At 41.5% G+C, this 16,011-nt stretch carries 11 protein-coding genes; 8 read left to right on the top strand and 3 right to left on the bottom strand.

Going from position 1 to position 16,011, the window contains the following annotated elements:
- Positions 1 to 36 precede the first annotated feature (36 nt).
- Complete coding sequence (locus C8D97_RS04200) at positions 37 to 2,070, top strand: methyl-accepting chemotaxis protein (protein WP_109762280.1); 2,034 nt, start codon at positions 37 to 39, stop codon at positions 2,068 to 2,070.
- A 70-nt stretch (positions 2,071 to 2,140) separates the two neighbouring features.
- On the opposite strand, the gene C8D97_RS04195 is transcribed toward C8D97_RS04200, so the two are convergent.
- On the bottom strand, positions 2,141 to 3,886 hold the full coding sequence (locus C8D97_RS04195) for a PhoX family protein (RefSeq protein ID WP_109762278.1): 1,746 nt from the start codon (positions 3,884 to 3,886) through the stop codon (positions 2,141 to 2,143).
- Positions 3,887 to 3,989: 103 nt separating this feature from the next.
- Positions 3,990 to 5,696, bottom strand: a complete 1,707-nt coding sequence (locus C8D97_RS04190) for a hypothetical protein (protein WP_109762759.1) — start codon at positions 5,694 to 5,696, stop codon at positions 3,990 to 3,992.
- A gap of 156 nt (positions 5,697 to 5,852) precedes the next feature.
- On the opposite strand from C8D97_RS04190, the gene C8D97_RS04185 reads away from it, so the two are divergent.
- Positions 5,853 to 7,598, top strand: a complete 1,746-nt coding sequence (locus tag C8D97_RS04185) for a diguanylate cyclase domain-containing protein (RefSeq protein ID WP_109762276.1) — start codon at positions 5,853 to 5,855, stop codon at positions 7,596 to 7,598.
- Positions 7,599 to 7,681: 83 nt separating this feature from the next.
- Here the strand turns inward: C8D97_RS04185 and C8D97_RS04180 are convergent, their stop codons facing one another.
- Positions 7,682 to 8,098, bottom strand: coding sequence for a VOC family protein (locus C8D97_RS04180; protein WP_109762274.1), 417 nt, complete (start codon positions 8,096 to 8,098; stop codon positions 7,682 to 7,684).
- 443 nt (positions 8,099 to 8,541) lie between these two features.
- Between C8D97_RS04180 and C8D97_RS04175 the strand changes: the two genes are divergently transcribed.
- The 6 genes from C8D97_RS04175 (at position 8,542) to C8D97_RS04150 (ending at position 15,901) form a co-directional block, all read left to right on the top strand.
- Positions 8,542 to 10,227: a GGDEF domain-containing protein gene (locus C8D97_RS04175; protein ID WP_109762272.1), complete on the top strand. Its 1,686-nt coding sequence runs from the start codon at positions 8,542 to 8,544 to the stop codon at positions 10,225 to 10,227.
- A 226-nt stretch (positions 10,228 to 10,453) separates the two neighbouring features.
- Complete coding sequence (locus C8D97_RS04170; protein WP_109762271.1) at positions 10,454 to 10,930, top strand: iron-sulfur cluster assembly scaffold protein; 477 nt, start codon at positions 10,454 to 10,456, stop codon at positions 10,928 to 10,930.
- 63 nt (positions 10,931 to 10,993) lie between these two features.
- Positions 10,994 to 12,313 (top strand): XdhC family protein, encoded by a 1,320-nt coding sequence (locus tag C8D97_RS04165; RefSeq protein ID WP_109762269.1) that lies wholly within the window; start codon positions 10,994 to 10,996, stop codon positions 12,311 to 12,313.
- Positions 12,310 to 13,074 carry a nucleotidyltransferase family protein gene (locus C8D97_RS04160; protein WP_109762267.1) on the top strand — a complete coding sequence of 255 codons (765 nt, stop codon included), beginning with the start codon at positions 12,310 to 12,312 and terminating at the stop codon, positions 13,072 to 13,074. Before C8D97_RS04165 ends, C8D97_RS04160 begins: the two co-directional genes overlap by 4 nt.
- Positions 13,071 to 13,532, top strand: a complete 462-nt coding sequence (locus tag C8D97_RS04155) for a (2Fe-2S)-binding protein (protein ID WP_109762265.1) — start codon at positions 13,071 to 13,073, stop codon at positions 13,530 to 13,532. Before C8D97_RS04160 ends, C8D97_RS04155 begins: the two co-directional genes overlap by 4 nt.
- Before the next feature lie 44 nt (positions 13,533 to 13,576).
- Complete coding sequence (locus C8D97_RS04150; RefSeq protein ID WP_109762263.1) at positions 13,577 to 15,901, top strand: xanthine dehydrogenase family protein molybdopterin-binding subunit; 2,325 nt, start codon at positions 13,577 to 13,579, stop codon at positions 15,899 to 15,901.
- The last annotated feature ends 110 nt before the right edge of the window (positions 15,902 to 16,011 follow it).

The raw sequence follows: 16,011 nt of genomic DNA, 5'->3' as shown, positions 1-16,011 counted from the left end.
AGACTTATTAAAAAAAGAAACGTAGGCAAGGTATCTATGCAGCTCAAAGGCTCACTTCAACGAAAACTCATTCTGTCCATTTCTGGCGCTCTGACTCTGTTTCTGGCCATTGCCGGCTATTTTGTAACCCAGCACATTTCTGAGTTAACAAGAGAAAAAACCGAAGCTCAGGTAGCAGAGTTAATTAAATTAAAGGCTCAGGAAGTGAAGGGTTTTTTTAGTGAGCGAGCCAGAGTACCGCTTACCTTTTTAAATGATCCTCGTTTAACGCGTTGGCTTACTGATTATACCCAGCGAGGTAAATCATTAACGAACGATCAAACCTATCAGCAAATGAATGATGCCTTTAAGCAAGTGGTCAGCAGTGACCCAAGTATTAAATCCATTTTTGTCGGATCAGCCAATACCTTTGAGTATTTTTATGATCAAGGTCGGGTTGGTGTGGCAGAAGATGGTCCGGAAGCGGGTGATATTTCGAAAGGTTACTTTACCAATAAGCGCCCCTGGTGGCACGAAGCCATCGCTCAAGATCGCTTATACCTTACATCCCCACAGGTGGATGCTACGGATAAAACTGTTTCCTCGGTATTGCAGATGCCGGTTTACAACCAGTCAGGGAAATTGGTTGGAATTGGTGGTGTGGATATTTTAATCACAACCGTTGGTGATTTAATTGGGCAGATTCGATACCAGGATCAGGGCCGGGCGTTTTTATTAAATGAAAGTCAACAAATTGCATATTTCCCATCAGATGGTGTAGAGCTTGAATTAAATCAGCCACTGGCTGAACTGGATAGTGTTTTTAGTGAGACACAGGGCTTTTCTAAATTATCCAGCGAAATTGAAAAGAACCCACAAGGTTCCGGATTCAATTTGACCTGGGATGGACAGCAGTATCAGGTATTTTATGTTCCTATTACTTCAGATGTGCCTTACATTGACTGGACCGTGGGTATTTTAGTGCCGCAAGACTTAGTCGAAGAACCCATTGCCACGGCAAAGTTTTATTCCATAGTGACCATATTAATGATTATTGTTGCACTGACGGCCATTACCTTTCTGGTTTCTCAGCGAATCATCAAACCCGTTAAACAAATTGCACAAACCATGGAAGAAGTTGCTCATGGTGACGGCGATTTAACCAAGCGATTAAAAGTGGTATCAAATGATGAGGTGGGCGAAATGGCAACCCAGTTCAATCGCTTTGCTGATCGCATTCAGGAGCTGATAGCCAGAGCCTCTCACTCTTCCGATCAAGTAAGCGAAACGGCCGACCGCGTTGCTGCTACGGCCTCCAAATTGAATCAGGAAGTGATCCAGGAGCAGGGGCAAATGGATGACGTTTCTAAATCTGTTTCGCAGATGATGAGTGTCAGTGGCAGTATCAAGCACCATGCCCAAACCGCTGATGAAGTTGTTAATCAGGTCAGTGAGTCGGTGGACATAGTTTCACAAAACTCGAATAAAACTCAACAGGTGATCAGCGATGTTTCCCAGTCAATCACCAATGCAACCGAAGCGGTTACCAGTTTAAATGAAGACGTTGAGCAAATTGGCGCTGTACTGGATGTGATAAAAAATATTGCCGAACAAACCAATTTACTGGCGCTTAATGCTGCCATTGAGGCCGCCCGAGCAGGTGAGCAGGGCAGAGGCTTTGCCGTTGTAGCTGATGAAGTTCGTGTACTGGCTACACGAACTCAGGAGTCTACGGATCATATTCAAACCACGATTGAAAAACTTCAGTCAGGGGCTGCGCAGGTAAAAGCTTCAATGGAAACAACCGACAGCATGAGTGATAAAGGTGAGAAGCAAGTGCAACTTGTTTTAGAAGCTATTAATCAAATTAATGAAGCGGTTGAACAGGTTAAGCAGGTCAATCAAGATATTTCTGGCGCTACTTTTGAGCAGGAAGAACTTGCTTCATCAATCGAGAAAAATCTGGGTTCGATCCATCGACTGACCGAAATGATGGTTGAACATTCTGGGCTTATGGATCAAGACTCCAACAACTTGAATAAAATTTCTTCCGAATTACGAGATACGGTTAAGCGATTTAAAATAGAATAAGATCAATTCCACTAATAAAAAAAGGACTGCATGGCAGTCCTTTTTTGAAATAACGAGTTAATTTATAAAATTATTCGCCTTGTGGGTTGTAAACCCAAATCATATTATTTTCATGTTTGCTGGTGTCTTCGCCAATAACCACGCGGCCATCGTTCAGGACCAGTAAATTGTCTGGATTGGATATGGAATCCACCGAGCAGCGATTTTCTGCAGCATCGGCATCGTAGGGGCCACCAACAACAGCCGGATCCATTCGTGTTACGTTGTAGTCGGCTTCTAGCCCAAAGCGGTAAACCACACCGCATTTGTTTTCTTCCAGTTGAATATCGCCTTCGGCATCGGACATGCCACGTTCAATTGCTGACATGGCAGCGTACATAAAGGGCACTGTTTTGTTGGCAGCGCCATTGTAATTAATAATGATGCCTTCCATTTTTCTAAATTCGGTAGTTGCACCTTTCGCTTCAGCAGCTTTTAAGGTTTCCAGAAATGCGTAGCGGTCATCACCGGTATTGCTGGTTGCCCAATCACTAATTTCCTGATCGGTGATGTAATTGGTTTGTCCGTCAACATAGTCTGTTTCGTCAATGCCATCGTACTCGCTAATCCAGCCAGCAATCTCGGTATTGCTGGCGCTGCCCAGTTCAATCCAGTCAATATCAAAGCCGGCGCGCGCTACATCACTGGTGGCATCCTGTGTTACTTTTGCTGCGTAAATGGTACCTGAGTTTAAATCACCGGCGGTATCGGCAATAAATTTATAGAAGCCTTTATCGGTGCCATCATCGGTCAGGTAAACGGTTTTTTGATCGGGCATGACCACGGCATTTTCATGGGCCATTCGTCCCAGAGTAAAGTGTTTAACCGGTACTGGTGTGTCGGCGGCTGGGTTGGTTATTTCAACAATGTAACCGTAGTTATAGGGATTAGGAAATTGATTGCCCAGATATTCTTTTAGCAAACTGACGTCGTTATAACTGGGGTATCCGGAGGTGTACATGACATTATTCCAGTTTGCGGTATTTTCTGCTTCGTAGTTTTCTTCTGAAGTGAGAGGTGTACCCCAGGGCGAAACACTGCCAAAACAATTGATAAGTGTTCCGTCAACCGGTGAAAAATCTACGTTCATACCGTCTGTAACATTCCAGCTGCCATCGTCCATGCGATCAACGGCAAGGCGTGTCATTGAGCCTGGGCGATCTTCCCATGCGGTAAACAGAAAGCCTGAGCTGCCATCGGCATTGGATGGAATAAAGGCATTAAAGTCAGGATCCTGCGACTGCTTTAACTCAGTGTCATTGGCAGCGTTGATGATACCGCCAAGTCCAAATGGTACGGCTCCACCCAATGTGTCGTCGGCACGACCAAGCACCTGATAACTACCAGCAACAACCTGAGTGGTTTGTGCTTCTGCAGAACCCGGTGTTGGTACTGCAATGGATTCCAGTCGGGGATCAAGGTTATCGAAATCCAGTCCGGTAATTACACCAACGGCAGCATTGTTTTCAGGAGCGGGTAAGTCGTCGGAAGGGTGTTGAACATTAAAAAATAACTCACCATTATCGGTTTTATACATTCCGGTGACTTCTGCACCAGTAGGTACCGTGGCAATACGTGTCAGCTTTTTTACAGCGGTTAAATCGTTGCCATTGTCACCTGTTGGACCTTGTGCCCCTGTTGGTCCCTGTGGACCTTGAGGACCAGTTGAGCCATCATCTGCACAGCCTGTTAACACCAAAGCTGATGCTACTGCAATTGACATAATTGAACGGGAAAAGGCGGCTGACCTTAAAGTGTATTTTTTGGTTGAATTCATTTTAGTATCCATTTGTATCGTTATTTGAGTTGAGGGTTAAACTCTAATCTTGTTAAATGAAAAATTTATAAACGATTTGCTAACATTTTTTGACGGAAGCATGTCACTTTTGTGATGGCTTACTGTTTTTAGCGTACTTATCAGGATGATTTTTTGTGCTCGTTTTAGCTGGCGTATTCCAGTCAAGACGAATGTCCCAGCCAGAAATACGGGCATCAATATTAAGCGGAGCTTGTGATTCATCTACTTTTTTATGCACGTTTTTTAAAGGTTTGATATTTGGATCTCGGCCATATATGTAGGACTGGTGCCTTACAATATGGGTGTAGGCTTTGTTTAGTTTTAATGCCCGTTCTTTGGAAGGCGTAATTAACTGATAAACATCCGATGAAGAAATTTCATCAAGTTTTAATGAACCGTCATCGTTAAACCATTTTTGTTGAATTTCCTGGTTGGCGCGAAATTCATTACCGCCACTGACGCGTTTTAAATAATTTAAAATTTCACCGCCTGGCTCACTAATCGAAGGGGCATCTTTCATGCCTTTCAGATTGATATACCCCCAGCCTTTAGCACCAGTGACTTTACGGGCCATTGAAAAAGTATGATCAATGGTGGTTCCCACCGCGCTATGACAGCCCATACAAAACATTCTTTCCTCAAAGGATTGTGGGCGTAATTCTCCGTTGTAATCTTCGATAAAGGCATGAACTTTCCAACCATAGCCATTTTCAAATCCTTCGTCTCTATGATTAACAAAGTAAGGCAGTTCTTCTTCAACTTTTTCTTTTCGCTCACGACGAAAACGGTTGTCGATATCCGCCTCTGACAATAACTTGAATTTTTTCATATAACGTAATTCTTTTATGCGTCGCGAAACGGTTATATTGTCTTGTTCATCTATCCCTAAATAACGTAGCGAATGCATCAGCTCGGTTCCTTTGGGGAATTGTTGTGGCGTAACCGAAATATTGGTGGCATCACCAAAGTAATGAGGTTGCCTGGACAGCGTCTGGACCATTTCTGATAGCATGCCATCATCATTAATATCGCGATTCAAAAGCTTTTCATTGATTGGGTAGATGGAAATGGTCGGTAACTGCTTGATGTTGAGTTCTAGCAAGGACAGGTTCAGGTGGTAGATGGCTTCATTGTTCTGTTGTTTATTTTGACGAAACTTAGCAGGCAGGCGAATCAGTACATCGTCCGTTGCGCCATTGGTGGGCCAGAATGTACTTGGCAGAGGTTTATAGTTAAACGCAACCCAGCCACTGTTGTCTTTAGCAAAGCCTTTATCATCAAATGCCAATGCCGGATCTTGATAGTTGTTAAGATCGGGCACGTATCCTTGCCAGCCCATTTTTTTTAGCCGATTGGCCAGGTCACTGTAGTTATCCTGATTGGTGTATTCAATGATTGCACTATCGGAAATATTATTGACCCATTGTTCGCGATCAATAAACAGATTACTCCAGTGATTTTGTGTGCCTTCTTCCGAGAACAGGTAACCACCCTGTAAGCCAAAGTCACTCAGTTTGTTGTAACGGTATTGCGACTTAGCATTATTGCTTTCCGGATAGGCTTGATGACAGACATAGCAAGGGTTGTGCTTTTGCTCGGTTTTTGTATAACACATGGGAGGAACGGTGGCTTCGGCATTAAGCAGTTGTTTTTCATTGATAGCCACTCTGTCGGTTAATTCTACACCAGGCAAACCCGTGGCATCAGCTAGTATTTGCTGCTGCTCGTTGCTGCATGATAAAAGGGCCAGCGATATTATTGATGTTAATAATAATTTATAGGTTGTCATAATAAATGTATCTTTAGCTAATTTAGCCGCCAATACTGTCATTTATTTATGACACTTAAGTGAAAGCTATTTAACTATTTTATGACGAGGCTATACTTAACTCATTCAGAAGAGTAGCGACAACTGGTTTAGCTTGTAAATGTATGGAGTAGTTCGATGCCAAAAACGGTCAAAGTACCAAGCGCGTACGAAGCGTTATTCGAACAAGCAGAAAAACAGGTAAAGGCGTTTTTCAGTGAGCAATATGCCTCGCCGACAAAAGGCACCATCGACATTCATGGTTCTCGTTATGTACTGGTACGTGGCGCTGCATTTTCTGTTGAATTTTTTCAATTGGTGCGAAAAATATTTGGTGAAGACAGTCAGCAAGATGCAGATTTATTTTCGTCCAGTCTGCTGTATGAGTTGGCTCATGCGGTTGGGCGTTCCGATGCGAAAAATTTTCATTCAACCATGGGGTTGAGTGATCCGGTTGAAAAGTTATCCGCAGGTCCCGTGCATTTTGCTTATTCAGGCTGGGCATCGGTAAATATTCTAGAAGAGTCAAACCCAAGTCCTGATGATAATTTTTGTTTAATCTATAAGCATCCCTATTCGTTTGAATGCGATGCCTGGCTCTCATCTGACAGCAGCGTAGATCATCCTGTGTGCATCATGAATGCTGGTTATTCCAGTGGCTGGTGTCAACAAAGCTTTAATATACCACTTGAAGCAAGAGAGCTGACATGTCGTTCCCAGGGCAGTGATGATTGCCTGTTTATAATGGCGCAACCGGATTCAATTGAGCAAAAGATACAAGATTATCTTGAAAACCACCCGGAAGTTACTGTAGCCGATGAGCAGTTGGCTTTTCAGGTGGATAAAGACTTGTTATTTGGGCAGGGTGAGGAGGAGGCTGTTTTTCGCTCATCCATGCGACAGAGGTTGCTGGCTTATGCGCGTCGTCTGGAAGGTATGCAGATGCAGTTGTCTGATAATGTTGAGCAACTCACTCGAGAAATAGAAGAACGCAAGCGTGTGGAAAAAACATTGCAAGAAAGTGAGCTGCGCTGGCGTGAACTGAGTAATGCAACCTTTGATGCAATTATTACCTTACAGGATGATCGTGTCATGAGTGCTAATCCTGCAACGGAAAAACTATTAAGCCGTTCCATTGACGATATTTTGGGCGCTAATTTGTCTCAGCTATTCAATTCTGAAGAATGTGTATTGATTGAGCAAGCGATTCAGCAGAAAAAATCCGAACTGTTAAATGTTCGATTGTTTCATCAGGAAAGTGAAAAGTTTGTGGATATACACTGTCATTACTCCACGCTTAATCTTAAACCATCAATTATTTTAGCCATAAAAGACATAACCGAGCAGGCCATTGCTATGCAACGTTTAGAACGTCTGGCCAATTATGATTCTTTAACAGGACTGCCAAATCGCACCCGGTTTCAAGCCATTGTCAATCGCAGTTTAATGGATTCGGGTTTTAGTGATTGTCATGGCATGCTATTTCTAGATCTGGATGATTTTAAGTCAGTTAATGATTCTTACGGTCATTCCGCAGGCGATCATCTGTTGTATGAAATTGCGCAGCGCATGACGGCTGCAATACGCGGCATGAATACTATTTGTCGACTTGGTGGTGATGAGTTTGCCGTGTGGATCCCCGATATTAAATCAAAGTCTGATGCAAAAGCTGTTGCGGAGCAATTATTAAAGGCATTAAATCAGCCTATTGAAATTAGTCGTCAAAAAATAGATGCGACATTTAGTATTGGCATTGCAATATACCCTAAAGATGGCTCCGATTACTCAACGTTATCGCGCCATTCAGATAAAGCCATGTATACAGCAAAACGAGCCGGCAAAAATGGATACAGTTTTTACTCATCTGAAGCTTCAGATGAGTAAAAAGCTAAGTGTTTTAAACTAACGCATTGTTACCACTGAAAAGTTGTAAGCATCTAGTCATGCAGTATTAAAAAATTATAGTCTTACCAGCTTCCCTGACTTTCCATGTCTTTCCAAGGTGACTTTTGTTCGAGTGCTTCACCTTTTTGTAATAGCTCAATTGAAATACCGTTGGGATCTTTAACAAAGGCCATTCGGCCATCTCTAGGAGGTCTTAAAATTGTAATGCCCATGGATGATAAGTGCTCACAAATTTGATAGATATCCTCCACTTCATAAGCCAGATGACCAAATTGATCGCCATTTTTATAGGAGCGATCATCGTGATTATGGGTTAGTTCAACCATAGGTCCGTTATCTGACTCTCCAACAAAGTACAGGCTAAATTTAGCATCCGGGTAGTCTTTTTGTTTAATTAATTTAAGACCCAGACCATCACAGTAAAATTTTAATGATGCTTCTGGATTGGTGGTACGAATCATGGAATGTAGGTACTTCATTAACTAACCTCTAAGTATGTCCATCGAAATGTTAAATATTATTGGGTCAGTGTATTTTATTTGCAGAGGATTTCAACTGCTCAACCATGATAATTTACATAGGAATAAACCGTCTCATTGTTACGTTACACTATAAGTAGGTTTCTGTTAAGTCTATAAGTGTATAAAAAACTTGGTTGTTAACATTAAAATAATGTCAGCGATATTAGGTTTATTACACTACTCTTAATACTTTATACAATCAGTTTATCGATAATTACAAATTGCTGTGCAAAGTGGTTATAATTAAATGAGATTATCTCGTGAAGGCTAAATGTCGGCTTGGTGACTATTGATTAACCAAATTAAATAAATAGTCAAATTAACTAAGCGATCAAGTTAAATAACCAAAGGCTTATCATGTGATACTGCTGTCATCTACTTTCAATGAGTAATGGAGCAAGATGGAAAATTGTAAAGGGTCAATCTTTAAAGGATTATTCTTACTTTATTTATTAGTAAGTGTGTTTTCACCTGTCTCTGCTTTAGCCTCCGATATTTCTCATAGCAAAAAGTCGCTTAATATATTATGGATCTTTTCATGGCATAAAGATTTGCCGTGGCAAAAAGAAATTGAGCAGGGTATTGACAAACACTTTAGCTTTCAAAATATCGATACTGATTTTTACTACGAATACCTTGATGGCTCTCGACTGAATACGCTGGATAACCCTGGGGTGGTAAAGGATTATATTTCAGAAAAATACCGAGGCTATCATTTTGATTATATTGTTTTTGAAAGCGAATACGCCACGCGATTTTATTTGGATAATCAGGCGTACTTTTCTGAGTTTGGCAGCAAGAAGATTGTTGTTAACCCTGAATTTGAATTTGAAAACAGCAACGCTGTCGAGGCATTAGTTCCGGTAAACTTTGATTATTCCGGCATCGCTCCCTTATTAAATACAATACACCCTGATAAAAACATAGTGATCGTTTCAGGTGATGGCAAAGAAGCAATTCGACGAGTCAATATGATTATTGGCCAATTGCATAAGACTAATCGAAAAATTGAACAGTGGTCCGGTTTAACCATTAAACAGTTGTCCGATAAAGCATCAAAACTGCCTTCCAATTATATTATTGTTTATGCACTTGTATTTCAGGACAGTCAGGGAACTTATTACAAGCCTTATCGTGTCGCAGAGGTTTTGAGCGATAGTGCCTCCGTGCCAGTTTATAGCTTCTGGACATCGTTGGTCGGAAGTGGCGTTGTAGGCGGCTATATGCTCAGTGGTGAGCGGGTAGGTGAACAGGTGGCTAAAATGTTAGCCAATGATTTTTTGACCAAGACGATGATTATTCCTGAAAAGACTGTCTTTCATGACCATTTTTTTGATTATCGTGAGACTCAGCGTTGGGGAATAAAGCCTTCTCAATTGCCAGAGAACTCTATTTTAATGTTTCATGAGTCTGGTGTTATGGAGGTGTATTATAAGGAGATTATAGGTGCTTCAGCATTATGCTTCGGTTTTTTCTACTGGTTAAGGAGTCGCGAACTTAAGCGTTATAACAGTGTACTGGATAAAACCAATAAGCAACTCAAACAAACCCATAAAAAACTGATTAATACTCAGCAGTTGCTGGAAGACAAGAACCGTTTATTAAAATATCAGTCCATTACCGATGGCTTAACCAAGGTGTTTAATCGTAATTATCTGGATAAGTCATTAAAGCATGAGGTGCAGCGTGCTAATCGTTACAAGAGTTACTTGTCTGTGATAATGGTCGATATCGATCATTTCAAACAAATTAATGACAGTTATGGTCATCAGGTGGGCGATGTGGCATTGGTTGAAGTGGCCAAAGTGATTCAGGAAAATATACGAGAAACCGATATATATGGTCGCTGGGGCGGTGAAGAGTTTTTGATCATTTGTCCAGGCACATCAGTGGATCAAACGCTGAGGCTGGCTGAAAAGCTACGAGTGTGTATAGAGGCAATCAGAGTACGTCAGGTAAATAAACTTACGGCCAGTTTTGGTGTTTCCGGTTATTCATCCGATATGTCGCTGGATGAGCTTCTGGCAAAGGCTGACAGCGCATTGTATCGAAGTAAAGAAGCGGGTCGAAACTCTGTGTGTTCATAGTGTTGTTATAATAGTGAAAACTTTGTATTAACCAAAACTGTCGAAATAAATTGTTACTGGATATCAAGAGGGTGTAAGGCTGATTAATGCTAATGTTTTGTCCAGTAACAGCATTTGCTAAAGCACGCTTATCCTGTTAGTTTTATTGAGTGCCTAAAACTCTTGTGCTTTTCCTAATATAACGAATCAAAATACGGTATTTAACAAGCATAATGAAACAACAATAATGGAACATCAGCTCTATAATGAACAGCTTAAGCAGCATAACCGGCATCCGGTTGGCTGGACTGAGCAATTGAATGCTGATTATTTATCAACCCAGGAGAATCATTTTTGTGGTGATGAGATCACGCTTGGCATAAATATAACCTCAGCTTCTGATCTCGTTTCTACAAAAATTGCTTTATTAGAGTTTTCTGGTGAATGTTGCGCTATCTGCCGAGCGTCAGCATCAATCATGTGTCAATCACTTGAGCAAAAAACATTAACAGAAGTGAAACGCACTATAGGTCAATTTAATGACGCTTTGCAGAATCAAGTTGATTTTCCTTCCGAGCTGTCGGCGCTCTCATTAATAAAACAATATCCGGTGCGTGCACAATGCGCTCGACTACCCTGGCAGGCACTGCAAAACATTTTAAAATCAATACAGCCACAATTAGAACCACAATTTCAGCAACAGTTAGGTGTTAACAATGCCTAGTGTACTTCAATATTTTAGTGCTAAACCTTTGCCTTTTTTGCTTTTTATATCTGAGAGTACAAGATGAATCAGGACTGGTTGCTGTTTAAACGAGTATTTAACCCCGAACATCGCTACGTACTGGCGACCATTATTAATACTGAAGGTAGCACCTATCGCAAATCCGGTGCCATGATGTTGATCACCGAGCAAACCAGTTTTGGGCTATTAAGTGGCGGCTGTCTTGAAGAAGATATTCGGCTTCATGGGCTTGAGTGCTTAGCCAATTTGCAACAGAAGGTTATTCGTTACGACTTAAGAAACGAATCTGACGAGCTTTGGGGCTTGGGTTTAGGTTGTGAAGGTGCGATTGATATTTTGCTGCAGCCATTAACCCCTGAGAACAATCATCTTAATTTTGCTGATTTGCTTGAATTTATCAGTCAACAAAACTTAGGGCTATTACCCCTCTCGCCTTATAGCAAAACAGTTAAACCCTTAAGCATTGAAACCGATATAAATCGACTCGATAAACTATCCAGTCAACAGTGTGAATTAATTAAATCTGGAAAAAGTATTCGTGTTGCGTCATTTAAGCATTCAAGTACCGGTCATCGCAATAATAGTAAGCGTTCTGAAAATCATGTGAGTCAGGGTAATGCCAGCAAAACCTCAGACAATGACAATCAACCTAATGAAAACCAAGATCTTCTGATCCCAATACGTTCACCGATTAACTTATTAATTTGTGGCGCTGGCCCTGATGTTTTACCCTTTATTAATCTGGTTAAAGAGCTGGGGTGGCAATTATGTATCTGGGACCATCGTAAAGGTTACTTAAACCAATCTTGTTTTAATGCCATTGATAAGCAGTTGATTAAGCCGCACTCAATTTCTGCTTCTTTTATGAATAAAATGGACGCAGTGGTGATCATGAGTCATCACCTTGAATACGATAAACATTATTTAACAGCCGCGCTAAAATCCAATCTGGACTACATAGGTTTATTAGGCCCGGTTAAGCGTAAGTTAAAACTGCTAGATTCTATTAATGAAGTAGAGGATTTAGAGTGTGATATAGAAAGCAATATAGAAAGCAAATATAACCGTCGTCTATTTGGTCCGGTAGGACTGGATATTAATGCCAATTCTCCTGCGTCTATCGCATTGTCTGTAGTTGCTCAGTTACAGCAACACTTTTACAGCAAACAACCTTTTATGGGCTTATTTGATAAAGCTTTATCTGAAAAAGAATTGCCTGAAAAAGAGTTTTCTAAAAAAGAGTTACTTGAAAAAGAGCCTTCTGATAAAGAGTCTCTTGGTAAAGATCTGTACGATAAAAAGCTAGCAGAATCAACCAGACATTTAAGTAAAACTTGCAACACCCAAGAGGTTGATGAATGACGTTTAATAAGCCAAATCATTTGTTTGATTCAAGTGTGTTTCATAAGCACTTGTCAATCATGGTGTTGGCTGCAGGAAACTCATCACGTTTAGGCCAAAATAAACAGCTGGTATCTATTGATAATAAAGCGTTGCTAGCGCGATGCTTTGATAATTTAAAAGGCTTGCAACAGCAATTAAAACAATCCGATGAAAACAATCTGTTTTCAAGCAAGCTTTATTGCGTGACCGGTTTTGATCAACATAAGCTATACGACTCAGTCTCTTTTGATGAAGTAACACCAGTATACAACGATAATTGGCAATCTGGATTAGGCAGCTCGATTGCCTGTGGAGTAAAAACCATTGCAGATGATCAGAGATATAATCATTTAAGTGTCAGTAAAAGGTTGCATCGAAACCGAACAGAACGACCTTTAACGTCAACAAAAACCATTAATGCCTGTCTACTGGTGTTGGCGGATCAATGGCGTCTTACACAACAATCTTTATTTGATTTTGTTATTCGATGGTCACAACAAAGTCATTATATTCTGGTATCGCAATACAACAATCGTGTTGGCCCACCGGTTATATTTCCTGAACATTATTATCCCGAACTTCAAGCATTGAGCGGTACACGCGGTGCTTACTCAATATTAAAGAACCATACTTCAAGGGTAATACAGCAACCTTTTCCTGAAGCAGAATTCGATCTCGACAAGCCAGGAGATCTCAATCAAATTAATCATTATCAAGCCAAACAAGGAACAGCATTATGATAACCTTAACCATTAATGGTAAAAAGCATCAGCTTGATGTGGCGCCCGAAATGCCGTTGTTGTGGGCCCTGCGTGATGTATTGAATATGACAGGCACAAAGTACGGTTGTGGCATGTCGTTATGTGGCGCCTGCACCGTGCATCTGGACGGTGAGCCGACGCGTTCTTGTACATTACCTGTATCAGCAGCCAAAAATAAGTCAGTGACGACAATTGAAGGTCTTTCCGAACAAGGCGATCATCCTGTGCAACAAGCCTGGCAAGATTTAAATGTTCCCCAGTGCGGTTATTGTCAGTCAGGACAAATGATGAGTGCTGCAGCATTATTGGCGAAAAATGCCAGCCCCAGTGATGGCGATATTGATTCTGCAATGCAAGGAAATATTTGTCGCTGTGGTACCTATCCCAGAATTCGAGAAGCGATTCATCAGGCCGCCAAAAAACAATCGGCCAGTTAACTCATAGCTCTTTCTCAAACACATTTTCCAGGTAAGGTGATAATATGAATTACTTTGAACAGATAAACCAGACCGATGCAGAGTACCTACAGGAGCAACTTAAACAGCGAAATGATCTGTTTAATGTGAGTCGTCGCTCATTTCTTCGAAACCTGGGCATTGGCACAGGATCACTCGTATTAGGATTGCAGTTACCCGCAGTAAGCGCCGTTCCCATGAAATGGGCCGATAAACCAGCTGCCGATAATGTTTTCAGTCCTAGCGTTTATTTAAAAATTGCTAAAGATAATACGGTGACCGTCATCGTACATCGCTCTGAAATGGGGCAGGGCATACGCACCAGTTTACCCATGATTGTGGCGGATGAGCTCGAAGTGGACTGGAATAACATTGCTGTGGAGCAAGCACTGGGTGATTCAAAGTACGGTAGTCAGAATACTGACGGTTCACGTTCCGTTCGCCGGTTTTTTACTCCACTAAGAGAGGCCGCTGCTAGCGCACGAACCATGTTGACTCAGGCTGCCGCAAAAAAATGGAAGGTTGCGGTGAATGAGTGTGTGGCGAAAAATTCTTTTATTGTTCATTCAAACTCCAATCGAAAACTTAGTTTTGGTGAACTGGTTGATGACGCCATGGATCTTGAAGTTCCGAAAAAAGAATCCCTGAGTTTTAAATCTCCCGAGCAATTTAATTTTATCAATCAGGATAAACAGGTTGCTCTAGTCGATGGTAAAGACATTGCCATGGGTAACACATCCTTTGGTATTGATATTCAAAGAGAAGGAATGAAAGTTGCGGTAATTGCACGACCGCCAGTGATTGCCAGCAAAGTAAAATCGTTTGATGCAACGGAAGCAAAAAAAGTAAAAGGCGTGGTGGATATTGTTCAACTTGATAATATGACCGAACCGCCATTTTTTAAACCTTTAGGGGGCATTGCGGTTATTGCTGATAATACCTGGGCGGCCACTGAAGCGCGCAAAAAATTAAAAATTACCTGGGACTGGAGCGAACACCGTGAGCACAGTTCAAAAAAGCAAAAACAGGCATTAAAAGAAAGCAGTAAGACGGCATCCAATGTGTTAAGAAACAAAGGCGATACAACTGCTGCATTAGGCAATACCAAACAGCGTATTCATGCCGAGTATTATACGCCGGCTTTGATCCATGCTCCGATGGAGCCGCCCATGGCAACGGCAGAATTTAAAGATGGCATTATGCATGTTTGGGCCTGCACACAAACGCCTCAATCAAGTCAACGTACTGTGTCTCAGATGACTGGCATTGAGCCAGATAAAGTAAAGATTTACGTAACCTTGTTGGGCGGTGGTTTTGGTCGTAAATCAAAACCCGACTTTCTGGTAGAAGCGGCTATTCTTGCAAAAAAACAGGGGTATCCGGTAAAAGTAATCTGGACACGAGAAGATGAAGTTCAACACGGTTATTATCATGCTGAAAGTTATCAGCAATTAACGGCCGCGATTGATGATCAAAAAGTGACTGCGTGGCAGCATCATGTGGCTGAACCGCCCATTGGATCTACCTTTAATGCAAAAGCAAAACATATCACCTCAGAAGCCAATTTAGGACTGATTGATATGCCATATAATATTCCAAATGTGCGCTGCGCCAGTGGAGAAGCCGATGCGCATCATAGAATTGGTTGGCTGCGTTCTGTCACCAATGTTAATCATATTTTTGCTGCCGGCAGTTTTGTCGATGAGTTGGCCCATCACTTAAATAAAGATCCAAAAGATTTTCTGCTGGAAATGATCGGTGACGATCGTCATATCGATTTATCCGAACAGGCTGAGTATGGTAACTATGGTGAAGACATAAAACAGTACCCAATTGATACGGCCCGGTTGAAAGGCGTTATCCGAAAAGCCGCAGAAAATTCTGGCTGGGATAATAAACGCAAAGACAATCATTTTATGGGCATTTCTGCACACCGAAGTTTTGCCAGTTATGTGGCCACAGTGGTTGAAGTGAGCAAAACAAAAGACAATAAAGTTAAGCTGGAAAATATCTGGATGGTGTCTGACAGTGGCACCGTGGTCAACCTTGAGCGGGTACGTTCACAAATGGAAGGTGCGGCAATATTTGGTATTTCAATTGTTAAATACGGTGAGATCACTTCTGAAAACGGCATGGTTGAGCAATCAAACTTCCATAATTATCGTGTTGCCAGAATAACCGATGTGCCAAATATTCATGTGGATGTGCTGATTAACAATGAACCTCCCGGTGGTGTTGGTGAGCCGGGTGTACCACCGATAGCGCCGGCCATCTGTAATGCAATATTTGCGGCTACTGGTAAACGCTTTAGAGAGCTGCCTTTGTATCAGCAGAATATTTTTGCCAGTTAAATTCATGCTTATCGTATAACCTCTGGACATACTCGTCTGGAGGTTATGCTTTTTAGCACTCTCTCTTTTTTACGTTTTGATCCAGAATATTATGACTTGGTTTCGGATAA

Origin of the sequence: Pleionea mediterranea (assembly GCF_003148745.1) — a bacterium.
Taxonomy (GTDB): Bacteria; Pseudomonadota; Gammaproteobacteria; order Enterobacterales; family Kangiellaceae; genus Pleionea; species Pleionea mediterranea.
Note: the sequence above shows the minus strand (reverse complement) of the source record. Positions and strands in the feature narration are given on the sequence as shown.

Bases quoted from the DNA above. Each gene is read 5' to 3' on its own strand.
- C8D97_RS04170 (WP_109762271.1), top strand. From the start codon at position 10,454: ATGGAACATCAGCTCTATAATGAACAGCTTAAGCAGCATAACCGGCAT.
- C8D97_RS04195 (WP_109762278.1), bottom strand. From the start codon at position 3,886: ATGAATTCAACCAAAAAATACACTTTAAGGTCAGCCGCCTTTTCCCGT.
- C8D97_RS04175 (WP_109762272.1), top strand. From the start codon at position 8,542: ATGGAAAATTGTAAAGGGTCAATCTTTAAAGGATTATTCTTACTTTAT.
- C8D97_RS04185 (WP_109762276.1), top strand. From the start codon at position 5,853: ATGCCAAAAACGGTCAAAGTACCAAGCGCGTACGAAGCGTTATTCGAA.
- C8D97_RS04165 (WP_109762269.1), top strand. From the start codon at position 10,994: ATGAATCAGGACTGGTTGCTGTTTAAACGAGTATTTAACCCCGAACAT.
- C8D97_RS04150 (WP_109762263.1), top strand. From the start codon at position 13,577: ATGAATTACTTTGAACAGATAAACCAGACCGATGCAGAGTACCTACAG.
- C8D97_RS04160 (WP_109762267.1), top strand. From the start codon at position 12,310: ATGACGTTTAATAAGCCAAATCATTTGTTTGATTCAAGTGTGTTTCAT.
- C8D97_RS04180 (WP_109762274.1), bottom strand. From the start codon at position 8,098: ATGAAGTACCTACATTCCATGATTCGTACCACCAATCCAGAAGCATCA.
- C8D97_RS04155 (WP_109762265.1), top strand. From the start codon at position 13,071: ATGATAACCTTAACCATTAATGGTAAAAAGCATCAGCTTGATGTGGCG.
- C8D97_RS04200 (WP_109762280.1), top strand. From the start codon at position 37: ATGCAGCTCAAAGGCTCACTTCAACGAAAACTCATTCTGTCCATTTCT.
- C8D97_RS04190 (WP_109762759.1), bottom strand. From the start codon at position 5,696: ATGACAACCTATAAATTATTATTAACATCAATAATATCGCTGGCCCTT.